The 25,249-nt window shown below is 47.1% G+C and carries 26 protein-coding genes; 22 read left to right on the forward strand and 4 right to left on the reverse strand.

Going from position 1 to position 25,249, the window contains the following annotated elements:
- Positions 1-41: 41 nt before the first annotated feature.
- Entirely contained in the window at positions 42-1,319 is a 1,278-nt protein-coding gene (gene kynU / locus EBO34_RS16575) for a kynureninase (RefSeq protein WP_122900645.1), read from the reverse strand.
- 145 nt (positions 1,320-1,464) lie between these two features.
- Between kynU and EBO34_RS16580 the strand changes: the two genes are divergently transcribed.
- From EBO34_RS16580 to EBO34_RS16600, 5 genes are all read left to right on the forward strand, one after another.
- Complete coding sequence (locus EBO34_RS16580) at positions 1,465-1,680, forward strand: hypothetical protein (RefSeq protein WP_122900647.1); 216 nt, start codon at positions 1,465-1,467, stop codon at positions 1,678-1,680.
- A 391-nt stretch (positions 1,681-2,071) separates the two neighbouring features.
- Positions 2,072-2,566, forward strand: coding sequence for a hypothetical protein (locus EBO34_RS16585; RefSeq protein WP_122900649.1), 495 nt, complete (start codon positions 2,072-2,074; stop codon positions 2,564-2,566).
- 30 nt (positions 2,567-2,596) lie between these two features.
- Positions 2,597-3,616, forward strand: a complete 1,020-nt coding sequence (locus tag EBO34_RS16590) for a WD40/YVTN/BNR-like repeat-containing protein (protein WP_122900650.1) — start codon at positions 2,597-2,599, stop codon at positions 3,614-3,616.
- A gap of 164 nt (positions 3,617-3,780) precedes the next feature.
- A complete protein-coding gene (locus EBO34_RS16595; RefSeq protein ID WP_122900652.1) occupies positions 3,781-4,362 on the forward strand; it encodes a DUF4352 domain-containing protein in 582 nt (193 codons plus the stop codon).
- Positions 4,363-4,659: 297 nt separating this feature from the next.
- On the forward strand, positions 4,660-5,649 hold the full coding sequence (locus EBO34_RS16600) for a helix-turn-helix transcriptional regulator (protein ID WP_142996803.1): 990 nt from the start codon (positions 4,660-4,662) through the stop codon (positions 5,647-5,649).
- Positions 5,650-5,688: 39 nt separating this feature from the next.
- On the opposite strand, the gene ytvI is transcribed toward EBO34_RS16600, so the two are convergent.
- Both ytvI and EBO34_RS16610 read right to left on the reverse strand, forming a co-directional pair.
- On the reverse strand, positions 5,689-6,816 hold the full coding sequence (ytvI, locus tag EBO34_RS16605; RefSeq protein ID WP_122900656.1) for a sporulation integral membrane protein YtvI: 1,128 nt from the start codon (positions 6,814-6,816) through the stop codon (positions 5,689-5,691).
- 539 nt (positions 6,817-7,355) lie between these two features.
- Entirely contained in the window at positions 7,356-8,192 is an 837-nt protein-coding gene (locus EBO34_RS16610) for a hypothetical protein (RefSeq protein WP_122900658.1), read from the reverse strand.
- Positions 8,193-8,403: 211 nt separating this feature from the next.
- Between EBO34_RS16610 and EBO34_RS16615 the strand changes: the two genes are divergently transcribed.
- Positions 8,404-9,309, forward strand: coding sequence for a diacylglycerol/lipid kinase family protein (locus EBO34_RS16615; protein ID WP_122900660.1), 906 nt, complete (start codon positions 8,404-8,406; stop codon positions 9,307-9,309).
- A gap of 75 nt (positions 9,310-9,384) precedes the next feature.
- Here EBO34_RS16615 and EBO34_RS16620 read toward each other — a convergent pair whose 3' ends face one another.
- Positions 9,385-10,506: a glycosyltransferase family 2 protein gene (locus tag EBO34_RS16620; RefSeq protein ID WP_122900662.1), complete on the reverse strand. Its 1,122-nt coding sequence runs from the start codon at positions 10,504-10,506 to the stop codon at positions 9,385-9,387.
- 197 nt (positions 10,507-10,703) lie between these two features.
- Here EBO34_RS16620 and EBO34_RS16625 point away from each other — a divergent pair, with 197 nt between their 5' ends.
- From EBO34_RS16625 to EBO34_RS16705, 16 genes are all read left to right on the forward strand, one after another.
- Positions 10,704-12,014, forward strand: a complete 1,311-nt coding sequence (locus EBO34_RS16625) for an anaerobic C4-dicarboxylate transporter family protein (RefSeq protein WP_122900664.1) — start codon at positions 10,704-10,706, stop codon at positions 12,012-12,014.
- 534 nt (positions 12,015-12,548) lie between these two features.
- Positions 12,549-12,680, forward strand: a complete 132-nt coding sequence (yjcZ, locus tag EBO34_RS16630) for a sporulation protein YjcZ (RefSeq protein ID WP_122900666.1) — start codon at positions 12,549-12,551, stop codon at positions 12,678-12,680.
- 213 nt (positions 12,681-12,893) lie between these two features.
- Positions 12,894-13,580 carry a hypothetical protein gene (locus EBO34_RS16635; RefSeq protein WP_122900668.1) on the forward strand — a complete coding sequence of 229 codons (687 nt, stop codon included), beginning with the start codon at positions 12,894-12,896 and terminating at the stop codon, positions 13,578-13,580.
- Between the two features lie 60 nt (positions 13,581-13,640).
- On the forward strand, positions 13,641-14,450 hold the full coding sequence (locus tag EBO34_RS16640; RefSeq protein WP_122900670.1) for a DUF2935 domain-containing protein: 810 nt from the start codon (positions 13,641-13,643) through the stop codon (positions 14,448-14,450).
- Positions 14,450-15,427, forward strand: coding sequence for a nucleoside hydrolase (locus EBO34_RS16645; protein ID WP_122900671.1), 978 nt, complete (start codon positions 14,450-14,452; stop codon positions 15,425-15,427). Before EBO34_RS16640 ends, EBO34_RS16645 begins: the two co-directional genes overlap by 1 nt.
- 910 nt (positions 15,428-16,337) lie before the next feature.
- Positions 16,338-17,129 (forward strand): hypothetical protein, encoded by a 792-nt coding sequence (locus EBO34_RS16650; RefSeq protein ID WP_122900673.1) that lies wholly within the window; start codon positions 16,338-16,340, stop codon positions 17,127-17,129.
- 18 nt (positions 17,130-17,147) lie between these two features.
- Positions 17,148-17,930 carry an SAF domain-containing protein gene (locus EBO34_RS16655; protein WP_122900675.1) on the forward strand — a complete coding sequence of 261 codons (783 nt, stop codon included), beginning with the start codon at positions 17,148-17,150 and terminating at the stop codon, positions 17,928-17,930.
- A complete protein-coding gene (locus tag EBO34_RS16660; protein ID WP_122900677.1) occupies positions 17,927-19,057 on the forward strand; it encodes a CpaE/TadZ family protein in 1,131 nt (376 codons plus the stop codon). Before EBO34_RS16655 ends, EBO34_RS16660 begins: the two co-directional genes overlap by 4 nt.
- 35 nt (positions 19,058-19,092) lie before the next feature.
- Complete coding sequence (locus EBO34_RS16665; protein ID WP_122900679.1) at positions 19,093-20,418, forward strand: TadA family conjugal transfer-associated ATPase; 1,326 nt, start codon at positions 19,093-19,095, stop codon at positions 20,416-20,418.
- Positions 20,415-21,347, forward strand: a complete 933-nt coding sequence (locus EBO34_RS16670; RefSeq protein WP_122900681.1) for a type II secretion system F family protein — start codon at positions 20,415-20,417, stop codon at positions 21,345-21,347. The genes EBO34_RS16665 and EBO34_RS16670 overlap by 4 nt, the downstream gene beginning before the upstream one ends.
- 3 nt (positions 21,348-21,350) lie before the next feature.
- On the forward strand, positions 21,351-22,295 hold the full coding sequence (locus EBO34_RS16675; RefSeq protein WP_122900683.1) for a type II secretion system F family protein: 945 nt from the start codon (positions 21,351-21,353) through the stop codon (positions 22,293-22,295).
- A gap of 81 nt (positions 22,296-22,376) precedes the next feature.
- The gene (locus EBO34_RS16680) at positions 22,377-22,595 is read left to right on the forward strand and encodes a hypothetical protein (protein ID WP_122900685.1); all 219 of its coding nucleotides are present in this window, start codon (positions 22,377-22,379) and stop codon (positions 22,593-22,595) included.
- 31 nt (positions 22,596-22,626) lie between these two features.
- Positions 22,627-23,022 (forward strand): TadE/TadG family type IV pilus assembly protein, encoded by a 396-nt coding sequence (locus EBO34_RS16685; protein ID WP_122900687.1) that lies wholly within the window; start codon positions 22,627-22,629, stop codon positions 23,020-23,022.
- Positions 23,023-23,064: 42 nt separating this feature from the next.
- Positions 23,065-23,808, forward strand: a complete 744-nt coding sequence (locus EBO34_RS16690) for a pilus assembly protein TadG-related protein (RefSeq protein ID WP_122900689.1) — start codon at positions 23,065-23,067, stop codon at positions 23,806-23,808.
- Positions 23,809-24,166: 358 nt separating this feature from the next.
- Positions 24,167-24,301 (forward strand): hypothetical protein, encoded by a 135-nt coding sequence (locus tag EBO34_RS21115; protein ID WP_283234597.1) that lies wholly within the window; start codon positions 24,167-24,169, stop codon positions 24,299-24,301.
- Between the two features lie 340 nt (positions 24,302-24,641).
- On the forward strand, positions 24,642-25,079 hold the full coding sequence (locus EBO34_RS16705; RefSeq protein WP_122900695.1) for a hypothetical protein: 438 nt from the start codon (positions 24,642-24,644) through the stop codon (positions 25,077-25,079).
- The last annotated feature ends 170 nt before the right edge of the window (positions 25,080-25,249 follow it).

A 25,249-nucleotide genomic window follows, 5' to 3' on the forward strand; every position in this document is an offset into this window, starting at 1 on the left:
AAAGTCCGGCCTGTCAGAAATCTGATTGGCCGGACTTTTTTTTATGCAATCACGTTCCGTTTGTTGGAATACGTTTTGTGATCTTTGTTTTTGATAATAGAAGCAAGGGTTTCAACAGTTTGCCAAACATCGTGATAGCTTGTATAAAAAGCGACAGGTGCAAGACGGATGGCGTCTGGTGATCTGAAATCCGGGACGATACCCTTGGCTTTCAAGGCTTTACATATGCTTGCAGCTTCTTCATGTCTCAAACATATGTGCCCGCCCCGGCGGTGAGGCTCTCGAGGGTTTTCAAGGGTAAAACCCAGCCCTTCAAGCTTTTGGTCCGCAAGTGTAATAAAGTAATCGGTCAGTGACAATGATTTTTCCCTTACCAAGTCGATTCCCACTTCAAGGAACATTTCAAGAGAACCGAGAAGAGGAGCTGTGCTCAGCACGTGGGGGGTGCCGATCTGATAGGCACCGGCATCAGGAGCCGGGGTAAACGTATGAGCCATATCAAATTGCTTGTCTTTATCCGATCCAAACCAGCCGGCAAGCCCCGGCTCAGTGCCGAAGTGACGCTCGTGGACGTAGAGACCGCCCACACCGCCAGGGCCGTTGTTCATGTACTTGTAATTGCACCACATGGCAAAGTCTACGCCCCAGGCATGGAGGTCGTGCGGCAGTGCACCGATCGAGTGAGCTAGGTCAAACCCGATGATGATGCCGCGCTTACGGGCTTCCTCTGTGAGACGCTTCATGTCCAGAACCTGACCGCTTCTGTAAAGAACAGATGGAAGCAGAATAAGAGCGACGTCATCAGTCATCGCTTCGATAATCGAATCTTCATTCAGCGTCTGTCCGTCTTCGCTTTCTACCTGGATAAGGTGTTCAGCGGGTTCAAAGCCGTTTCGTTTAAGCTGGCTTTTCAGGGCGTAGATGTCTGATGGAAATGTGATCGCATCGGCGAGTATTTTCGTCTTCTTGTTTGTTGGTTTGTAAAAGGTTGATACAAGCTGGTGAATATTCACGGTAATGGATCCGGTCACGATTACTTCCTCAGGCTTGGCCCCGATAAGGGGGGCGGTTTTTCGGCCGAGCTTTTCGGAGAAATAAAACCACGGTTCTTCCCCGTTCATCCAGCCGTCAATCCCTTGATTCTTCCAGTCCTCAAGTGAGGTGTAGAGTGCCTGTTCGGCCCGTTTGGAAAGAAGGCCGAGGGAGTTGCCGTTCATGTAAATGGTATCTTCATTTATATAAAACTCTGATTTGTATTTGGAGAGGGGGTCTTGTCTGTCGAGTTCAACTGCTTTCTTTTCTGAAAAATCGGTGGTCATGGCTGATGCCTCCTTTAAAGTCTTAGGTCTCTTTTCTTTCATTCTAGATGAAGGTTTTGAAATCCTCCAATGGATAGAAGAGGGGATTGAAAGATGCGGTAATTGGGAAAAGAAGCTGTACAACGTTTTGTAAAGGATGAGTGACATGAATAAACAAGAGCTTCACAGAATCGTTGATCATCTCGATCAGGCTGAGCTTGATGAGGTACACGACTACCTGATACAACTGAGGAATGCAGAAGAAGTGGAACTGTCAAAAGGGCAGATGGAAGGCTTTTATGATCAGGATGAGTACTTTGAAGAAGGTGAGGTTAACGAGGAGGATGTAAAGAAAAGGGAAGATATGAAACTGCGTGAGTAAGAGTCAGGCTGCCGCTCCGGGATGGGGCGGCTTTTTCTGTGCGAAGGAGGGAGTGCAGGTGGGTGTTGGGGAATTCAGGGAATAAGGTGGAGGATTGAGGAAAATTAAGAATGGATTTTCGGGAAAATAGCAGTGGATTGAGGAAAAAAGAAATAGATTCCGGAAAAATAGCAGTGGATTGAGGAAAAAAACAGTAGATTCAGGGAAAAAAGAATAGATTCAGGAAAAGTGGTGGGAACTTCATGATATAAAGAAAAGATTCATGCTAAAGGCTGCCGGATTCATGAAAAATCAAAAACCATCTCCGTTTTGTTTCCGTAAAAAGAGCGTGGTAAGCTGGTGGAGGTGTTTCATTTACCTGGAAAAAGAGAATAGAGTTAGGAGAGTCGCAATGTCTCATACACCTCAAGAAGGAAAACAGAATCGGTTTGATTATTTATTTCAGGTCGGGCTGGTGCTTGCCATCATTCCCGCAGGTTATCCCGGTGGGTGGCCATATATGCTATCTATGGGGGTGGCGGGACTTTCGGTACTGCTTTTCATTTACCGCATTTTTGCAAAACATTCATCGGTTACAGACGACATGCGCAAGACGGTGAACCGTCTTCGTAAATACAGTGTTCTGGGCCTTTGGGTATCACCGGCGTTTCTTGTGACCATGCAGGTAGTGCAGGGGGGCCCTCTTGTGGACCGTGTCGTGTATCTGGCTGTCATAGCAGCCGGTCTTTTCGTTATCGTTTATTTGTTTCAGAGAAAGTACGAAGCGCTTCTGAAGGAGCATGGAGTGTCAAAAGAGAAGGATCAGCCGAAAGGAAGCGACGCGGTTGCTATCGTGTTTTATATTGTCTTATTAGTAATCTTTATTTTAATTGTGCAGCTATTTTAGTTTTTCATAAACAAAGTGGAGGCGAAGCCAATGGTGAACATCTATTTTTCATCACACGGATCCATTGTACATGTAGTAGGTGAAGGGGATTCCTGGAGTGTAAACGATGTGGACCTTGAGAAGGGGGACATCCAGTCTCTCGCTGTGGATCCATACAGTGGAGCGATATTTGCAGGAACGTTTGACCACGGTTTGTACCGGTCTGAAAACGGAGGAGAGACCTTCGAGAGAATTGGAGAGGATGTTTTGCACGAACGGGTAACGGCACTTCACGTAGCTCCGCTGCAAGGTGGGGGGACGTACGGAACTTTATATGCCGGCACCGAGCCGAGTGAGTTGTACCGGTCGGCTGACGGAGGGGAAACATGGAAACGGATGCCTGCCTTAACGGAGCTGCCTTCAAAATCTGAATGGAGCTTTCCGCCACGTCCGGAAACCCACCACGTCCAAGCCATAGCAACAAACTATCATGAGCCGGGTTTGATACTCGCTGGAATTGAACTTGGCGGGGTGATGCGTTCGGTTGATAGCGGAGATACGTTTGAGGATCGCAAAGAGGGCTCCCAGTTCGACGTGCATGATATCGTCCTCCATCCGATTGAAAAAGATGTCATCTATGAAGCAGCCGGAGGAGGGTTCGCCGTAAGCCAGGATGCCGGCCGGACCTGGTCAACGGATAATCAAGGGCTCGGCGACTTTACGTATCTGGTCCAGGCAGCGACAGATCCTTCCGATCACAACGTGGTGATTGCGGCGGGAGCGGAAGGACCTGGGACGGCGTATGTGCCGGACACAGCACGGTACCGCCTGTTCAGAAAAGAAGGAACAAGCCCGTGGGAACGAATCGCTGATGGTCTTCCGGAAGAGGAGGGGACAACCGTTCCGCACCTCCTTACCCATACGGGAGAACCGGGGGCTTTTTACGCCGTCTGTAACCGGGGTATCTACCGTTCTGCCGATCAGGGAGAAAGCTGGACCGAACTTCCCCTGGAATGGCCGCCGTTTTTACAAAAGCAACGGATCAATGCCGCTTGTATAAAGGAAATCTAAATGAAAAACCGTCTGATTCTCAGGCGGTTTTTTAGTTGTGAAATAATAGTCAGAATAAACTTTTTTAAAAAAAATCACCCCAAACATCCATTCCCCTGACAGTTTGTGTCAGTGCTGTCATTATAGTAATAAATGTAATCACATACTGAAAGGGGAAATAAAACATGAAAAAAGTAAGAGGATTAATGGCAGGGTTATTTATTTTAGGAGTAATGGCGGCATGCGGGGAATCGACGATTGAGAACGTAGATAAAGAGGAGAGCGCAGCAGCGGCAACTGAAACAGACACAGAAGCAGTGGAGGAAGAAGCGGCGGAAACCGAGGATGCTGCCGAGGAAGAAGTGGTTGAAGAAGAAGGGCTCGGCATTGGGGACACAGTCAACTTTAACGGACTTCATGTGACGGTCAACGAGGTTCGGAAATATGAGGGGGACGGAGACTGGGAAACACCGGACAACGACTATTTCCTTATTCTTGACGTGAGCATTGAAAATACGACGGATGAAGCAGCAAACATTTCAACACTGATGCAGATGAGCCTCATGGATCCAAGCGGGTACAGCCAGGACATGGATATCTTTGTGGATACGAGAGGAAGTCTTGACGGCGAAGTGGGTGCCGGACGTACGATGGCAGGAGAAATCAGCTTTGACGTGGAAGATGCGGATTTCTTTGAATTTATTTTCGAGGATCCATTTAGGAGCGGTCAGGCAATCTGGGAAATGGACAGTTCGGACTGGAACTGAAAAGAAACGGGGGAAGAAGCCGGGAGGGGGATCTCTCCCGGCTTTTTCCATAAGGCTCTGTTAAACGTGTGTGTTGATTTACGTTCTCAGCGCGGGATGAAATACTATTAAAAATGCATTTTATTCTATCAAAAATCAGTTTAATACTGTCAAGAATACATTTTATTCTATCAAAAATGCATTTCATTCTTCCAAAGTATACATCGGGTTCAGAGCCAGCTTGCATAAAAAGGAAGTTTTTATTGAAGGAAGGTCAAGAAGAATGTAACAATAGACTTAGAAAGGACGGTGGTTTCGTTGGCACAAGTAAAGCGGCTGGAGAGAGTAGAGAGGCTTTTTTACATCCTGCAGTACCTGACCAATCATGAGTATGCAACGGCCAATGAACTTGCGGAGCACTGCAATACATCGGTGCGAAGCATTTACAGGGATATCAAAAAGCTCGTTGATCTCGGCGTAACACTGGACGTGGAAGGACAGTACGGATACAAAATGATTCACAAGCCGATTCAGTTCGGAGGACGTCTCACGAAGGAGGAGTGGATGGCGCTTACCCTTTATCCGATTTTATCTGAAGGGATCACGTCGGGAGAGCATCCCTTTCATCATTCATACCGGACAGGTCTTGAGAAAGTCATGGCTTATGTGCAGAAAGGGGACGAACTGTCAGGGGCCGGGGCAGGCCTTGGTGAGCGGATCAGGCTCCACTCCCGCCCGAAGGATCCGTCGCAGTTTAACGTGATGCCGACGATGATTCCTGCGATTGCGGCGAACCAGACGGTTGAGGTTACCTACTATGCGATTCACCGGGATAAAAAAACACAGCGCAAGCTTGATCCGTATTATTTAGTTCCGAGGGAAGGTCATTTATACGTTATTGCCTACTGTCACCTTCGGGAAGTGATGAGGGTGTTCCGCCTCAGCCGTTTCGAATCGGTAAAGCCGACGGGTGAAACGTTTAAGATTCCCCGCAGTTTCAATATTGATGAATTTCTGTCCCGCCGCTGGTCAATCATTTCCGATGATACGGAGACGACGTTTCTGGTACGGTTTGAAAAAGAAGCGGCCCGTTATGTGCTGGAAGACGACTTTCACGTGGACACAGAAAGAATGCCGCAAAAAGACGGATCCCTTTTGCTTAGGACGACGGTAAACAGCAACGAGGAGTTCTTAAGGTGGATCCGGTCATTTGGAATGAATGCGGAGGTTCTTGAGCCAAAAGAGGTGAGGGAGCAGATGGCAGTAGAATACCGGACACTTTTGGGAAAGTACGAAAAAGGTCGCTGATTATAACAATGACTCAGAAGGGAAGTGATCCCGTCTGAGTCATTGTTTTTCTTCTTTAAAGCCGTGCTTTACAAACTGTTTGATGTCTTCGATGACTCCAATGTCTTTTAAAATCACGATGATCACAAGGAACAACGGTCCAAGAAAAAGTCCGAACGCCCCGAACACCTGAAGACCTGCAAAGAGGGAGATGAGGACTGCCAGAGGGTGAAGATTCATACTCGATGACAGGATTTTCGGCTCCAGGGACTGCCTTGCCACAAGGGTAACCCCGTAGACGATGGCAACTCCGATTCCGAGGGTAATGTCTCCTGTAATGAACAGGTAGATGGCCCAGGGGATTAAAATGGTCCCGGACCCCAGATACGGGAGAATCTCAGCAATCCCCACTACAATGGCCAGTGTAACAGCCTGTTCCACCCGGATGATGCTGAGTCCCACAAGGACGATGACACTGGTCAGAGCCATGAGGATGAGCTGGGCACGGATAAAGCCGAAGACGCGGACTCTGAATGCCCGGCCGAACAGCTTTGTTTTCTTTAAGACAGGTGCGGAAAACACATCGTATATGTATGCCCGCATTTTTCTCCAGTCCTTACCGATAAAGTAAACCGATAAAAGAATGAAAAGAATGATGATAATTGATGACGGCACAGCGATCAGGAGCTGGCGGAGGCCGTCTGCGAGTGCCTGTCCGAACTGGCCGAGAAGCTCGCCTGCCTGCGTGCCGAGACCTGTAATGCTTTCACGAAAAGCCTGTTGCTGCTCCGGGGTAAGGGTGGCAATAATGCCGATAACCTGCTCCCAGATCGGGAGAATGGTTTCGTTAAAAAATTCCTGCATATGAACAGCTGCTGTTTCAAACCACTGTGGAGCATGTTTTGTAAACTGCTGAACACCGAAAATGGTGAGAAATACGAGACCCGTAAACACACCGGCGATGGTTGTGAGTCCAACCAGTAAAGCGGTGAGTACAGCGAGTCCGTTTGGAAAACGGAGCCGTTCTCTGAGCAGCCGGATTAAAGGAAGCAGGGGCCACACAAGAAGAGCGGCGATTAAAAACGGGTATGTAAGGGATAAGAAACGGCCGGTGAGCCACAATGCGCCAACTAAAACGAGAGCTGTAATCACTGCCCGTACAAAAACCCAGGCTTGTTCTTTTGTCATTCAACCATCACCTCCGATCACTATCCTATTATTTTTTCCGGAAACAACGAATCCAAAACCTGTGCTCCATAGGTTTCGACTAAAATTTATAATCTCCTGCCTTAAAGCAGAGGCCACTGAAAAAGTCAAAGCCCGATAATAATGTCACCATTTTAGGGCTTTGATTGCAACATAATGTGAGTTTTAATTATTTTTTGATGTACTAAAAATCATTGTTGTTATTAAAAAGTGTTGATTGAAGAGAATGAAGCGATACTCCTGCGGGAAAAGCGAGTTACGGGGAGACCCGGTCAAGCACGAGCGTTGCTTCATGAATAAGCTTCGAGTTGCTTCGACGTATATCCTTCGGAGCCTGGCTGGCAGAGGAAGAAGCAGCATGCTGAGGAGACTCCCGAACCACCCGCGAAAAAGGCAATGAGCGGAAATCAACCCCTGACTTTTCTGAGCCTGTTTAAAAGAAAATGGACTTTTTCAGTGCCCTCTAAATCATAAAAGGAGAACGCCTGAAAGTGTTACCCTCCATGCGCTCCCCGCAATCGTTATTCCTGATCTTCTTCTTCGGTTTCGGCCTCTTCTTCTTCCTCTTCATCCATTTCTTCAGGTGCTTCAAACGTCGTCGCTATCGCTGTGGCTTTTGCTACGAAGTCTTCGTCAGCTGATTCTTCAGGGAACATAACAGATACGGTATATTTCCCTGTGTCGGTAATCTTGAAGAATTCATAGTTTACATAGTCAGTACCACGGATGGCTTCTGACCAGCTGCCAGGTTTACTTGCATCACCTTCTGAGCGGATGTAAAAGTCAAATTCGGCCCCGGCCTGCATGTAGAAAGCTTCATAGTTTTCCACATGACCGCGGTTACCGACCATGCGTTTTTCCATGTCAAGTTCCCGGTCCTGGTCGATTGCTCTTTCCATCGGGTTTCCTTCAGCGTCAAGAATTGTAGTTTCTGTCAAAGTCATCGTCAATCCGTAGAGGTCATGATCTTCATCATCAACAAGAACCTGAGCCGTAGGTGCTCCGCCTTCAAGGTCTTCAAGCTCCAGTCCTTCCGGCAGCTTTAGTCTTGCGCCGAAAGCCGTTTCGTGGACTTCAGCGTCAATCACGCTCTCTGATCCGTTTATATCGTAGGCGATCTGGTCGTCTCCGGCTGCAATAAGAGTGATTTCGCTTTCAGATGCAGCAGCCTCTTCCTGCTCACCTGACTCTTCGTCACTTTCATTTTGTCCTTCGTCATCCCCGGCTGATTCTTCCGTATCAGGACTTTCCGAACCGCCGCTGCCTGATGCGGTATCCTCTTCCTCATCTGTAGAACCGCATGCGACGAGAGCCGCAGTAAGGATCCCGGCGGTAAACGTTTTTGCCATGATTTTCATTACTAAACATCTCCTTTTCTCTAGGTCAATATTATCAAATTATAACAATATTTAATGGATTTCGAAAGTTTTACGTTTGTTTTTAAATATGTGAAATTATCTAAATATATTTAGGTGAGCGAAATAAATAGGTTGGAAGTACCGTTGTGTGTTAAGGAACAGAGGTTTCAGGGTAAAATAAAGATACGTCTGACTAAATCGGGGTTTAACAATGTATAACAAAGTCTTACTTATTTATAATGGAAATGCGGGCCAGTCAGAAGTAGAGAGGCATATTCAGACCGTCGCAGGGGCTCTGGCAGGGAAAGTGGAAGAGCTCACATTAAAACGGACGAAACAAAAAGGTCACGCTGAAGAGATTTGCAGAGAGCGGGGAGAAGAGGTGGATCTCGTCTGTATTTTAGGCGGAGACGGAACTGTTCATGAATGCATCAACGGACTCGCTTCTTTAGCCAATCCTCCGGTAATTGCGATTCTCCCTGGAGGAACGTGCAATGATTTTTCCAGGTCCCTTGGCATTTCACAGAATATGAAACAGGCTGCCAACACCATTTTGATAGATAAAAAAGAGAAAGTGGACATTATGAAAGTCAACGACCGGTGGGTAACGAATTTTGTGGGACTTGGCCTTATTACGGATGCGTCCCAAAATATCGACCCGAATCTGAAAGGAACATTCGGCCGTCTCAGTTACTTTATCAGTGCCATCAAAACGGTCCGGGAATCAAAACCCTTCTCCTTTACGATGGAAACTTCCGACGGGGGGGAAATTCAGGACCATGCCGTCATGATTCTCGTGGCAAACGGTAACTATCTGGGGACGAATCAGCTTCCTTCCCTTCATGAAAACATGAACGACGGAAATGTAAATGTGTTTGTTCTGCGGGAAGCAGGCATGGCTGTTTTAAAGGAATTTATTCAGAATAAAGATTTGAACGAGTGGGATATGAACAACGAGGCCTTTGATTTTATGGAGGCAAATGAGCTGACCATCACGACGGACCACCCGATGGAGCTCGATATGGATGGGGAAGTTTACAATGAAACCCCTGTACGGATACGGTTGTATAAAGAGCATCTCACGTTTATTACAGGTGAGGAATATAATGAAAACTGAGTGAAACCGCTGCTGGTGAGCAGCGGTTTTTTAATAGGGAAAAGATATGATTCGCCCGCGGGATGGGATAAGCGCCTACTTTTTTTGCCTCAGCTCCTTGAGGCTGTACTTTGTCCCCCGCCATTCCACGCCGCCGTTTTTGTACGCTTTAATCATAGACCGCCACAGGCAGTAGAGAAAAACGAGGGCGCTGAAGGGAACCGTACATACATACCACCAGGGGTGGGAAAAGTACCGGCCGTTTTTTACATACATGAGCACATACAAAACCACAACAGCAGCGCTGAGCAGCTGAACAATAACGTCCGGATGAAACACGAGGATAAAAGGTGTGACATGAAAAGAAAGGACCCCGGCGGTGGCAAGGAGTACGAAGCTCAGGCGGTACTGCATAAAGGCAAACAGGTTTTTCTCAAGGCCGAGGCTCATGTCCTTAAGCGTTTCGTACCACTGGATGGAAATAATGCCGTTGCCGAAGCCGAGTTGCTGCTTGTATCCGGCGTCTACGATTGTTTTTCCGAGCTTAAGGTCGTCATCGGGGCGGAGGGCGATCGCTTTATGTGTACCGGCATGCTTATAAACATCGCGTTTCATTAAGTTAAACGCCCCTACGCCGGCGTGACCGGCTGCGATGAAGTTCCAGACGCCGATAATACCCCAGAACGTGTAGAAAATCCGGTAGGGAAGAGTGCCGCCTCTGTTTTCCGGGAGAAGAGCCAGGTGATCAAGGCTTTTGGTACGGGCAAAATACAGAGAGTCCGCTACAGCTTTTTCGGAAAAAAGAATATCTGCATCGGCATAAAGAAGCCAGTCGCCTCTGGATTGTTCGTACCCTTTATAGAGCGCGTGGTTTTTCCCAAGCCAGCCGGTTGGGAGCTCATGGATATGGATAACCTGAAGAGCGGGAAACTCCCCCCTAAGCCGATCGAGTATGGCGCCGGTGCGGTCGTCTGAGCGGTCGTTGACTGCAATTACTTCAAGGTTCGTATACGACTGGGCCATCAAAGAGCGGAGGGTTGATTCGATCTCGGTTTCTTCATCCTTGGCCGCTATAATGACACTGACGAGTGCCTCATCGGTGCTGACGGGGTCTGGTTCTCTGGTAATAAAAGGCATTTTGCGGATCCCGCAGTACCATTGGAGACAGATCATGGTGACGAAAAGAAGCACGGTACTGCTGTAAATGAATATGATCAAGGGAATCCCCTCCCCGTTCTATTGGTGGTTTATTTTAGTTTACCACTGAAGGCTTGAAACGAATAAAAGAACGGTTCTGATGAGTGGAAATTTATGTGAATTATTGAGCATTTTAAGTTATTATGATAAAAAAGAAGGTACCACTTTTAACCCTTTGCTGCGGTGAAAGGACAACGAGAAGAGAAGGTGATGATACAGTGATTTGGATTCAACTGGCTGTCGTTCTGCTTGCCATTTTTATCGGGGCAAGAATGGGCGGTGTCGGATTAGGTGTAATGGGTGGCGTGGGCCTTGGGGTTCTGACGTTCGGGTTTGGCCTGCAGCCGACAGAACCACCCATTGATGTAATGCTTATGATCGTAGCTGTCGTCACAGCTGCCGGAGCCCTGCAGGCGGCCGGGGGAATGGACTATTTAGTGACTGTGGCTGAAAAAATACTTAGAAAAAATCCACAACGGATTACGTTTATGGCCCCGGTGACCACGTATTTGTTTACGTTTTTTGCCGGGACGGGCCATGTGGCGTATACGCTTCTGCCCGTTATAGCGGAGGTGAGTCAGGAGTCGAAGGTAAGGCCGGAGCGCCCCATGTCTGTGGCGGTGATCGCGTCCCAGCAGGCGATTACGGCGAGTCCGATTTCGGCTGCAACGGTGGCGCTCCTGGCATTACTCGCCCCCTTTGATGTAACCCTTCTTCAGATTTTAGGCGTCACAATTCCGGCAACGTTTCTCGGGATTATGACGGCGGCTTTTGTGGTGAGTAAAAAAGGGGCGGAGCTTGAGGAAGATCCGGAATACAAACGCCGGCTGGAAAGAGGGCTCGAGCCAATCCGGGAGGCGCGAGCGAAGATTGTAGTAACAGCACAGGCGAAGTTTGCTGTCGGGCTGTTTCTGTTTGCTTCTATATTCATTGTGATTCTTGGCAGCTTTCCGGAGTTAAGACCGGCATGGGAAACGGGTGGCGGTGTTGAAGAGCTGTCCATGCCGTATGCGATTCAGATCATTATGCTTTCGGTAGCGGCAGTGATTATTTTGTTCTGCAAAGCGGATGTGGGAAAAATTGCGTCCGGAAGCGTGTTCCGGGCAGGGATTGTGGCAGTAGTGGCAATCTTTGGTATTGCCTGGATGGGAGATACGTTCTTCCAGGGAAACAGCGAAGCGATTGAGTCATCGATGCAGGGTCTTGTGACAGCAGCACCATGGCTTTTTGCGGCTGCCTTGTTTGTCTTATCGATTCTGCTTAACAGTCAGGCTGCAACGGTGACAGCGCTGATGCCATTGGGACTGAGTCTTGGCATTAATCCATTCTTCTTAATTGCCATGTTCCCGGCGGTGAACGGGTATTTCTTTATTCCAAACTACGGGCCGATTATTGCGGCGATTAACTTTGACCGCACAGGGACGACGAAAATCGGGAAGTATGTGCTGAACCACAGCTTTATGATTCCGGGGCTTGTAACGACGGTAACGGCTGTGGCACTCGGGTTTTTGTTTATTTTGTTTTTGTAGGACTGCTATTAAGTCATCGGTTTTCTAAGCTTCGTTGAACGGAATACGCTCCCTTTCCGCGGACTCGCGCTGAGCCTGTCTCGCACTTCCGCAGGAGTGTCGCTTATTCCGTTCAACTACGCACAATACGCTGAACCAGAAATGTTAGGTTTGCCAGAAAAGACCGCATGCCTATCTTCCTGCGCGATGGTGTGAATGAGTTGGAATGGGTGTCTGTTTTTGTAGAAGACTATGTTAACTGCCTGTTTTGATTTACTGATTAGGGTTTCAGAAGCTCCAGGCGGACGCTTTCCGCGGGCACCGCTTCAGCCTCAAAATCACCCTGCGGAAGTGAGGAGGCTCACCGGTACCTCCGCGGAAAGCGATGGACGTTCGAGGTTCATCATGCTTCATTTTAATGGGATTCGATATTCGCCGCTTAACTTGCATGTAAGGTTGTTTGTCTATTTTCAGACAAACCGTTATAACAGCCTGCCCTTCTTATTAAGCTTATACATATTCTGTATGGAGCTTATGGAAAAGGAGGGAAATGGAATGAGTAAATCACATGGTGCTTCTTTTATCCTTGTCATTTTTGTACTTCTAGTGATCATCGGCTGTGCTTGCTACAACGGCGGTCAGGTTGGAGGAGCTTCCTACGGCTACGGCTGCGGCTGTGGCTGGTAAAAAAAATGAACCTGGCAGAGGAAATGGCGGACGCACGTTGCTGCTTCCTCCGGACCGGGTGTGAATTATAGTGAAGGTTGTCTGCATCTGTTGCAGGCAGCCTTTTTTTGTCGGGTATGAATTGTGACAATCTCTCCTATTTTTTTACGAAGGAGATGCGCGCCGGAAAGTTGAATGGTGTAGTACCAATCAACCGGGGGAGGGTGCAATCATATGGCGGGGTTTATGAAAAAGAATGGTGTGTGGGCAATTTGTTTTGTAGTGTTTTGTATTGTCGTCGCTGTTATGACGTTTTATTCGCCTGAAGAACGGGATGCCGCTGCGAATGAGGAGGAAAAGGAACAGACAAAAGATGTTGAAGAAGAGGCTGTGGAAGAGGAAGAAGATGAGAGTGAGGAGCGTTCCCACGGACAGCCTGAGAGTGAAGAGAGTGAAGAGAGTGAAGAGAGTGAAGAAGGCGAAGGTGCAGCGGTGGAGGATGAGGCAGGGGAAATTGAGGCTGTCGCTTATGAACCGGGGATGGAACAAAACACAAAGCTGACGCTGGGGATGGCCCATGAGTATCTGAATGAGCTTACGGGCTGGGGGCGTTTGAAGGATATTGATGTGACGATGCTTTCCCGGGATGCTGACTGGGTGCGCCTAAAAGGTCAGCTGGACTATTTATATGAGAGTTTCGGTGCTTCGAAGGCGAAGGAGGACGTGAGGACAGCGCTTATGCTTGCCGAAGTGGCGGAGGTCAGTGGAGACAGGGAGGCTTTGCGTTTTTTACACAGGGTGGTTCATGACCTTGATGTGAATATTAATGAGGCGGATGGGGATCACTGGGGGATTACGGAGGCGTTTGGGTATGAGGGGCAGTCGGAGAGTGTGAAGCGGTATTTGGAAGGGTTTGAGTAGGGGCACATACCTTTTTCTTTTCATGAATAGGGTAGATTGTGGAGTATTCATGGAAGGGGGATGTGTTTCTTGTTTGATGAGACAGCACGGTTTGAGCATGGCTTCTGGCTGCAGGTAATGGGTGATCATGCGCGGTTTCTCATGGATTCGCTGCCGGTTAGTGAGATGGAAGATGTGGAGATTACGAAGGAATACCGGGCGGAGTATGATCGGCTGCTGCAGGAAGTGAGGAACGGGGTCGGTGACTTCCGTTCATTTACGAAAGGTGTGGAGCGGCTGACGGACCAGTTTCGAAGCTTTAAGCTCTCGATTATTGGAAGGCAGTTGAATGGGGAGATTCGCATTCATTTGCCGCCGACATTTATTAATCATATGGTTAACGAGCTTGAGGAGTATCAGCTGGTGATGTCGTATCTGGCTAAGGGTGAGAAGCCGCCTGTTTTTCATGAGCTGCATCACCACCTTGTCTGGCTCCTGGATGCGGCGGGGCATGCGTCAGGCATATCCGGAAGCTTGGATATGGTGGAGAAGCAGATGCAGGAGAAGGGCAATGAGTTTGTAAAGGGGTTTGAGGATTTTTATGTGAAGGCTGTGGAGTTGAGCGGGTATCTGCGGGCGAATGTGGATTCGTTTCCTGCCCTGCGGCGGTTTAATGATGATGTGCGGCTGAAGATCGAGCTGTTCAAAGGGTTTTTGCATGAGATTGAGGAAATGGAGCTGTCTGATGAGCTGTTGAGTACGTTTTCACCTCTGATGGCTGATCATATGGCAAGAGAAGAGTGCTACTATCTGATGAAAGTGGCTGAGGCGGGTGGGCAGGAAGCGCCCGGGTGTGATCCGTCTGAGCCGAGACTTCAGGATGAGATGTGATGAAGGGGAGACTGCATCAGGAAAAAAAGAAGGTGCTTCTTTTTTGCGATCCGGGGATTGATGATGCGGTTGCGATTTTTTACGCGGTGATGCATCCGCAGATTGAGCTTGTGGGGATTGTGGCTGATTACGGAAATACGACGCGGGAAAATGCGGTACGGAACGTAGTGTATCTTCTTGAGCTGCTGCATGTGGAGAATGTGCCGGTGTTTGCCGGGGCCGAGGGACCGCTGACGGGGAAAGAAGTGCAGGAACAGCCGGATATTCACGGGGAATTCGGGCTTGGGACGATCAATGTGCCGGGGGAAGTTGATGTGGAGCCGTTTGAGAATTTCTTTGACGTGATTGATGTTATTAAGAATTACCGAGATGAAGTGGTGATCGTGACAACGGGCCGGCTTACGTCTCTTGCGGCTCTTTGTACATTTTATCCGATGCTGATGCATAGGGTTGTTTCTGAGTATGTGGTGATGGGCGGTGCGTTTTTCGTGCCGGGCAATATTACGCCTCTGGCTGAGGCGAATATCTATGAGGATCCGATTGCGGCGAAGCTTGTGATCGGGAAGGCGTCGATGATCACGATTGTCCCTTTGAATGTGACCGATCAGCTTTTGGTACCTATGAAAGTGATCCGGGAGATTGCGTTTGATAACGGGTATGTGATTTTTGAGGCGCTGGTGGATTATTACTATGATTTTTATGAAGCGGCGACGGTGGATGAGCTACTGGGTACTCCGTTGCATGATGTGGTGGCATTGAGCGTACTTGTAAATCCAGAGTTTTACGAGTTTGTCGATTACCGGGTTTTTGTAGAATCGTCTGACACATCCACTGCGGGTGTGACGTTTCCTGATCTCAGGCGTTTGGAGGAGCTGAAGCCGGGTCCTGTGCACCGGGTCGCGGTGGAGGCAGATGAACACGCATTTCTAAACGATTTTGTAAGGATATTGTCCCGGAAGAAAGATGTGGATATGTAAAAAGTGATGGGTTTCTTTTATGGAAGGGTCTTTTTACGTACGGTGTTGATTTTTGTTGCTGTACTCTCTTTCCGCGGTGGGCGGTTCGGGAGCCTCCTCAGCGCTTTACGCTTAATGTATCTCCCCGGAACTCGCATTTCCCGCAGGAGTGTTTCACATCCGCTCTAATCAACCATTTAAATAGAAAGGGCGGCACGAGCGTTCGACAAGAGCGCACGTGCCGCCCTTTTCCGCATTTTTACACAATTGTTCGGGGGTCTGTCCCCCGAACTTTTCGACAGAAAGAAGGGGGGACTTTTGATATGTGATGGGTGATGGATAAATATTACTGTTATTTCGGTAAAAGGAGAAAAAAGGTAAAATGGTAAGGTTTGTAAAGCTTTTGGGTGGGGTAATGAAAGAAGGTAAATAGCCACTGATGTTAATATAGTGACCTTTAATTAGGTTTTTATATCCGGTTATATAGACTTAACAGGTGCGTAAAATGTCGAAAAAATAGTCGGTTAGAACTGCGTGAGAGGAAAATGCGATGATAGTAAAGGGTGGAGGAGGAGGGGATGAAGCTTTGCGGTGGTTGAAAGACAGCGTTTTACTCTTAGTAGGAAAGTTTACATATAAAACTTAGAGTTCCAAAGGAGGGTTGAGTCAATAGTACTTGTTTAATGAAAAGTGTATAAGATTGCAATACTCCCCGGTGTGTTTTTTTTACAGAATTCATTAGTCATAAAGACCTAAAACGATTTCACCCGTGATTTGGCAACTGGGTATACGTGTGGTAAACATAGTAAATAGAATTCACCATTCGGACACATTTTCTGACGGTGAAGGGCGAAATGCAGGTTTGGCCCGGGTCGATGGAAATGAACCAGGTTTATTGAAATATTACTAGGTACAAAGGAAGGGCAATCCTATGAAACTTGTAATTGATGAAAGTATCGGTATTACAAAGGAAGCGGCAGATGAGCGGTATGGTCCTGAGGCAGCCGTGATCAAGGACACGCGGGTCTCTTCCAAAAAGGACCAGCATTTAACTGACTATTTAAAGGAAACGGAGCCCGGATTCTTGAGAAAAGGGGTCAAGACGATTCCTTATTCCCTTCAGGAGGAAGTAGCCTGGTTCCAGTCGGTGTCAGAGGAAGGCGGGCCGGTCGTATATTTCTACGATGAGCAGTACACGGCAAGTGATGTGATTCTGCGGGTTCGAAACTGGCTTTTACCTGAAACGTCTTTACATCCGGTCCCGGTGGGCAGCCTTTCAGGAGCCGCAGAGGTACTGTTCCTGATTGAAGAACTCCTTAAACATAAGGACGGGCTCACAGACTATGAGAACCTCAGTCATTTTACCGATGAACGGCAGAGTGGCAGCACTGTGTGGGTGATCACTACACCGAAGGCCAAGCCGTTACTGGAGAAAAAAAAGAGGTTCTCTATATATAAGAAAAAAGAGATCACAGAGTATTCTCTCATAAAAGTCCACGGTCAGACCGTGAAGACTGCTTTAAAGGGGCCCTTGGACAAGCTCGTGGAAGCTGTTCTAAAAGAGGGGGAGAACTGGCTTGTGATTCGAAAAGGATTGGATCAGGAGCTTGATCTTCAAGGAAAAGGCGAAGAGGTTACATTATCCGAACAAACATTGCCGGTAAATATTCCTTATATTCAATTTGTTCAGACTGCACCAGCAAAAGTACTCACATACACTTAAAGACGGAGTTGACGCTTTATGATAGACGCGAAACGAAAGGCCGCCATCTTTTTAACCATCGCTTTTGTCCTTGCGGTTGTAACAAGCATTCTGATTCTTAGCCAGATCAGGGCAGCCCAGGATTCCCTCGGGGAACGGACACAGGTGGCTGTAGCCGCAACAGATATTCAGACGTATACGGAAATTACGGAAGACATGATCGAATGGGTGGAGATTCCCCAGGTTGAAAACCTCGGCTCATTTGTCCGGGACGCAAGTGAAATTGAAGGCACTATTGCCATAGTAAATATGCAGCGGGGAGATCTTCTTACAAGTAACGTTCTCCGGGCGGGGGCAGACATCCCTGAAGACCACCGGATCGTCTGGATGAATGCGACGAGTAACGTAGTCATGGATCAGCCTGTAGCGTCAGGCGATACGGTCGATATTATCGTCACCTATGACGCTGATGAGGAGTTTACGACAACGCGTCTCTTTGAAAACGTCACTGTAGTCCAGCGTGAAGAAGGCGGCGAAGGCATGAGCGATATTAAAGTGTCCATGCCTTTGACTGACGCGGAGCGCTTTATCCATCATCAGAATACAGCAGACTCCATTCGAATCCTTCTTGCCAACCAGGTTCAGCAGTCCGGTATAGAGGACGAGCAGGAGGAAGCTCCGGAAGACGAGCCTGTGGAAGAAGAGCAGGTGGAGGAGGAACCAGAAGAGGAAGAAGAGCCTGAGGAAGAGCCTGAAGACGAAGAAGAGGATGACGAAGACGACGAAGAAGATGACGAAAACGAAGACGAGGATGACGAATGATGAACACATTGCGTGCGTTAATCATATCACCTGATAAAGAGCTTACAGAAAATCTGGAGGGGGCGCTTTCGGAGGCTTCGTTCACGGTGGTTAAAGAAGAAGAATTGAAAGACGAGAGTCTCCAGCAAGGCTACGCTGTCGCTTTTATAGATGATGTGTTTTTAAAAGAACAAAGCTCCCTCTGGACACCGCCGAATATGTATGTGGTCGCTGTTGCCAAGGAACGAAACTTTGACGCGGTAAGAGCGTATATGAAGCTCGGGGTATATGACGTGATTGTGGAAGAAGAGGAATCGGACCGACTGAAAGACCTCGTCCATCACTTGAAGGAAAAGGTGGAACGGGGCGAGTTTTCCGCAGCAACGGCCGATTCTTATCAGGCCCAGGGGAAAGTGCTGAGTTTTTACAGCTCAAAAGGCGGATCAGGAAAAACCCTCCTGTCAACGATGACTGCCCAATGTTTAAAAGGCAAGCATAAGAAGGATGTTGTCATCATCGATTTAAATGCCCAGTTCGGCGGGCTGGATGTGACTTTCGGTCTTGAGCATAACCGCTCGTACTATGACTTGAAACCTGTCCTTGACGAACTTGCGATTCACCATATTCAGAATGTTGCCATTACCCATGAACAGACGGGGATTGATGTCATTTTGGGACCGTCGAACCCGGAACAGGCGGAAGAAGTGGAAGATGAGCTCATCAGCCGGATGATCCGCGTATGTAAGGAACATTACGACTACGTGATTGTGGACATGCCAAGCGGTGTGTCAGCACTCAGTTTTATGGGTCTGAACGAGGCATCCCACATCTATTATGTGCTGAATCCTGACAGTATGAGTCTCAGGGTATTGAAGCACACACTCACCTTGTTTGACCGCTTCCAGCTGGGGAAAAAACAGGGGCTCTCCCTCATTTTAAACCGGACGGATAAAAAGGACGAAATGACCGAAGCGGATGTGAAAAAAATTATCGAAGTGCCTGTCGGGGGAGTCATCCGGTCTGATTATTTCGGACTTCAGCCATTGTTAAATATGGGGATGCCGTTCTTTTTAGGCAACGGAAAAAAAGCGAAAACGAAAGTAACGAAAGATGTGGAGCGCTTTGTAGAAAAGAGCGTCGTTTCATAAAGTAGCATATTCTCAGTGGAAAGCAGGTGAGACACATGTCCTGGATGCAAAGAGTGAATACAACAGCTACAAAAGAGCCGGTCAACGTGCAGGACCAGGAGGTGGACCGCTGGGTTCGGCATTATAAAGCCCGCCTGATTAAAGAAGCGGATCTTGAGTCGATAACGAAGCTGGATGCCAATGAGCGGAAGCAGACGATCGAACGCCTTGTTTCAAAGATGATTGAGGAAGAGAGGGTGATCATTCCGTCCCAGGTGATGCAGGAAATCATCCGGCAGATGATCAACGAAAGCGTGGGGTACGGACCTCTTGAAGCCCTCCTTGAACAGCCTGATATTACGGAGATCATGGTGAACAGCCCGAAAGACGTGTTTATTGAGCGGCGCGGAAGGCTTGAAAAGACCTCGGTACGCTTTAAGGACAAAGAACATATCCGCCATATCATTGACCGCATCATTGCCCCGATCGGGCGCCGGGTCGATGAGAGTTCTCCAATGGTGGATGCCAGGCTTACAGACGGAAGCCGGGTAAATGCGGCCATTCCGCCGATCAGCCTTGACGGACCGGTTATATCCATACGGAAGTTTAAAGCAGATCCATTCTCCATGGACGAGCTGATTGGATTCGGCTCCTTCCACGAAACGATGGGTGAATTTCTCCGGGCACTGGTAAAAGCAAAATGCAACATGCTCGTATCCGGGGGGACCGGGAGCGGGAAGACGACCCTTCTGAACGTGTTAAGTGCGTCAATCCCTAAAGGAGAACGAATCGTGACGATCGAGGATATGGCGGAGCTCCGGTTTGATTACGACAACCTCGTACGGCTGGAAGCGCGGCCTGCGAACATGGAAGGAAGCGGGGAGATCGCTATTCGCCACCTTGTGAAAAACGCCCTCCGGATGAGGCCGGACCGGATTATCGTCGGTGAGGTACGTGGTACGGAAGCATTGGACATGCTTCAGGCCATGAACACCGGTCACGAAGGGTCACTCACAACGGTTCACGCCAATACGCCAAAGGATGCCCTCGGCCGTCTGGAAGCGATGGTGATTATGTCGGGACTGCCTTTGACCGTCGATGTTATCCGGGGCTACTTTGTGGGAGCCCTTGACCTGATCGTACAAAGCGAGCGGCTGCCGGATGGACAGCGAAAGCTTGTGAATATATCCGAAATCATTGAAGAAGACGGGAAAGTCCTGATCAAAGATGTGTTTCGCTATAAACGTGTCGGATTGGATGATGAGGGTAACGTCCTCGGACATTTCGAAGCCACAGGGTACGTACCGAAAGCCTATCAGAAAATAAAGGCCTTCGGTATCGACCTGTCACCGGACATCTTCAAAGAAGGTGAACTCACATGAATGCAGCGGTGATCTCCTTAAGTGCCACGTTTTTTGCCTTTTTTACAGCAGTGTACTTTTACTGGGAAAGCAAGCAGGCAAAACGGGCGCAAAAACGGGCAAGAGTCTGGTTCGAGGCGGAAGACGAACAGAAGCGGAAGAGTTTTATCTACCTGTTTGGTGATAAATATGACGAGTCGGAGCTTTCGGATAACCTTCAAGAAAAGCTTGCACATGCGAATATGTCCATGAAAGCGTCGGAGTATGCGGCGGTATGTATCCTCCTTTTTGCTGTTCTGTGGTTCTTACATCATTTTCTGCTGCAGCTCCTCTTTCCCCTTGATGTGGTACTTGCTTATTTTCTCGTCTGGGGTGGATCGAAACTCTTTCTTAATTCAAAAAAGAACAAACGCTCCAATGAATTTAACAAGCAGCTGCCGGAAATCTGCCGGATGATGAGTAACACTGTTAAAGCCGGAATGACGCTCCACCAGGGAATCGACATTGTAGCAAAAGAGCTGCCGGCTCCCGCTGGTCTGGAATTTAGGGAAATGAACCAGGAGCTGAATCTAGGTGGAAACTTTGATGAAGTGATGAATGGTCTTACACACAAAATTGCCAGTGAAGAGTTGAAGATCTTCGTTAATACAATTTCGATCCAGCGAAGGGTCGGAGGAAACCTGGCAGAGGTTCTCGGAATCATGGCTGGAACGCTCGAGGAGCGGGAGAGAGTAAACAAAGAGATCAATACGCTAACAGCAGAGGCGCGGACTATTGCAATTATGCTTCCTGCGCTTCCGGTGGTCATGGCACTGATGATGAATTTTATTATTCCGGGATTTTTAAACCCTCTGTTTACCCCGCTGGGATTGATTCTCCTTGCTGTATTCATAGTATTCCAGCTCGTTGCAGTAGGGATTATACGTCAGATTACAAAGATTAGGGTGTAGCGTATGAATGAAGGATTTATGTCAGTTGTAACGATGTTAAATGCCACTGTGCTCCTCTTACTCCTTATTTCATTTGTGTTTATCTGGCTGTATGTGGCAAAAAAACAGAAGCTCATCCGTTACGTAGGCGAGTCGAAGCAAAAGAAAAAGAAGAAGCGGTCCTTGAAAGAGAAGCTTTGGGAGCCGGTCTTAAAAGGCAGTCATTATGTAGGTCCCACAGCGGTTAAATATCCATTGTTTGTAAATAAAGAAAGAGATGAAAAACAGCTCACGTACGCCGGTCACCCGATGAGACTGACATTGGAAGGCTTTTACGGCATGCGCTACCTCCTCGGGTTTGGAAGTTTACTCGTTTTCTGGATCTACAATATGATGGGCATGCCTTTTGGGCTTATTCTCATGCTGCTCATGCCAATTGCAGGTTTTCTCTTTCCTAACATCTGGATTCGCCTGAGAGCTAAAGAAAGACAGGAAATTATCAGTGCCACCATGCCGGATTTTATGGATACGGTGAGTATTTCTCTTCGAGCCGGTGCTTCCCTGGATGGGGCATTGAGGCAGGTATCCGAACGTATGGATGGTCCGTTGAGTGAAGAGATTAGCAGATTTACCCGGGAGACAAGCCTGGGGGTCCCGAGAAAGACGGCATTTGGCCAACTTTTGGAACGGAATACGTCAAAGGAGCTGGAGAGTCTTGTAACCTCTCTCGTACAGGGGGAAGAGCTCGGGGTTCCAATCTCACAGACATTTAACGTCCAGGCCAGTGATTTAAGGCATACAAGAGGGTTTAAAGCGAAGGAGAAGGCGGCTAAAGCAAGTCCGCAGATCACGCTGGTAACGACCTTCCTTGTAGCTCCTTCTGTCCTTCTTCTTGTTGTTGGACTGATGGTGCTGAACCTGATTTATAATCCGGGGGCATTCGGGCTTGATATTTTCTTTGGTTCATAGATGGGCAGCAGTCCCATTTTATGATAGATCTTCGTTGTCAATAAGTTTTAGACTATAAAAATTTTAAAAGGAGAGATTTACATGTTAACAAAATTGTATGTGAAAGCAGATACGAAGCTAAATGAGTTTAAAAACACACTGGAAGAAGAGCGTGGAGCTCTGTCCCTTGAGTGGGTAGCGCTTGGCCTTCTCGTTATCGTTGTTATCTCAGGGGTTATGATGGCATTCAGCGACGATCAAACATTTGGTAATGCCATTCGAGCAAGACTTACAGAATTCATCAACCAGATTGGCCAGTAACAGCCTGAACAGGTAAAGAGGAGGAATACCAATGAGAAAACATCTTAAAAGACTGAGAAAAAACCAAAAAGGATCCCAGACACTTGAGTTTGTAGCTGTGTTTCCGTTGATTATCTTTGCCTTCCTCTTTATCTGGCAGATGGCGTTAGTCTCTTATGCCATTGTCGTTACCGAAGCAGCTGCCCGGGATGGTGCCCGGGCGGCATCGGTGGACGGCGATTATGTACAGGCTGTTCAGTCGTCGGCTGTCGGTCTTGATATCGTAGGTACACCAGGGCGGTCTATTTCTGAGTCATCTTACGGCCAGGAGGTTACGGTTACTGTCGTCACAAAGGTTCCGATGGTTCAGATGCCATTCGTTCGTAACCTTGACCAGAACGTCACCTCTACGGCAACGATGCCGTATGAAGTGGACGAGGATGACTGATAAATAGACGGAAAAGCGAGTATGGGAAAAGGAGGGCATCGTGTGAAAAAGGTTTTGAAGGAAGAGCGGGGCAGTACGTTACTTGTGATTGTCGGTGTTTTAATGATTGCTATTTTCCTTAGTTTTATCTTTTTTGATATGTTTACGACGTTTGCCAATAAGCGGGTCAGTCAAACCAGCGCCGATGCCGGGGCTATTGCAGCCGCCAACCAGATTCGTGATGCGTATGAAGAAGAGCTCACTGATGAAATTCTGTCCAGATTTGATGACCTGGCAGATGATATAGGAGATGAGCTGGACGATCGTCTGGAAGAGCTTCTTGACGCCAGGGATGAAGATGAGGAAGAAGACGAAGAAGAAATTGATGAAGATGACCTTCTCGATGAGATTTACGATGATTGGGAGATTCCGGACTCCATTCTTGAACGCCTGAAGGATCCTACCGCCGAAATTGATGTAGTAGATGCCATCCTTTACTTTTTTGAAGGAGACCATGGAGACGTAACAGCGATCATGTGCCGGGGGGTCCAGCAGCGATGGGGAAGTATTGAAGAGGCAGCCACTTATTTTGCTGAAAAGAACGGGGCAGTTAACGAAGGGCCGGATGATGTTATCGTTCGTTTTCCCTATAACAACGAAATGCGGGTACAAGTATATGCCAAAAGAAACCCGTCTTATGTAACTGTAAGCAGCGAAGACCTTTCAAACAATGACCTGTATGCACAGGCAGCTGCAAACGTCGAATCCATCCCGGGCTTCCAGTTTGTTGTAGGAAGGTGTCAGTAGGAATCAGTATCAAAGTCTGTCTGGTAGCGCGGGAGCTATAAGTGTTAAATATGCAGCAGGTATTATTGCTGCAAAAGGATCAAGTAAATTTCGATGGTTCGGATTATCGGGAGTAACTGGTGGATCTATTGAATTATTTAGAAATTATGCTCTAACAGGGGTCTTTGATATAAGCAATTTCATAATTGGATTTGGAGTGGGATTAATTATATCCCCTGTATTCTCTGTTCTTATTAAACTCTCAAGTAACAAGATAAAACAGATTGAATATGAGGCAGTAAAGATACTGTGGCAAATCAGAAATTTTTCACAGTATTCGATTGCTGAAAAATTTGCTACAAAGGGGGCGGAAACTTTTGTGAAAAAATGGATGGAATATGGAGGGAATCAAGTAAGTAAAGATCATCCCACTATAGATAGAGAAAGAAAAGAGTTAATAGATGTTACAGAAGGTAAAGCCCCTGCTAATCTAGATAGAAAGTATTATAGATAGGATGGTGAGAACTAAAATTGGAAAAAAGAAAATGGAACTTAGTACAATTAGTGGCTATAATGTACCTTATTCTTTCTGGTTCAATAACGTTTTGGATAGGGACGTCTGATTCGCAGTTAAGTGAGGAGATCATGTATAAATATAAAACCTTGTGGGGTATCATGGCTATATTTATGTTATTTGCTCTTTACATGATTTATTTTGCAGAATTCCAAAAAAAACTGGAGAGGTCAACGCTTCCGTTTTTATTTCCAGTTTATTTGTATTATAAATAGCTATTGCTGGATGGATGTTTTTCAATCGATAAAAATATCATTATATATGTGGGATGGGATAGCTAGTGAAAAAAGAAGATTTTTATACATTGAGTGTTGAAGAAGACTATGTGGAAGAGGATATTAAGCCATATCGAATAATTTTCAGACTTGAAGTAAAAGACCTTGGATTAAAAACGTTTGCAACGGATTTTAGCAGAGATGAATACGATTGGATCATGATTGTTCAGGAGCGTATTTTTTATAAATTGGGTATCGATTTTTTTGGTAGGTACTATGTTAGGCTAGTAAGGCCGATTTATAAGAGTATGAGGAAAATAGCGGCTGAAAACGGCTATACCAAGAGTTCTTTGAAGGATTTAATAAGGACTGGAGAGTGGGTATTTAATCTGGATAATGAACAATTGGTCCAAGAAGTAAAAAGAGATAGGATAAAAGAAATTAAAAGTATCTTTAATAGATTTGTAAATAAGGCTAAACATGAAAAAGTGATTAGTTTTTAATAGACAAAAAAGTGAAAGTGAGATGAAAAGAGCACCAAATGGTTAAGGTAGACTATAAAGTTATTTAATCTCATTTTCATTTTAGCTGTTCAGTCCAAAACCACATTTAGCAGACGGATACTAAAAGAGCAAGTTGTACTTTAGTCATTATAGAAGTACTATTCATATTT

Origin of the sequence: Alteribacter keqinensis, from assembly GCF_003710255.1 — a bacterium.
Lineage (GTDB): Bacteria > Bacillota > Bacilli > Bacillales > Salisediminibacteriaceae > Alteribacter > Alteribacter keqinensis.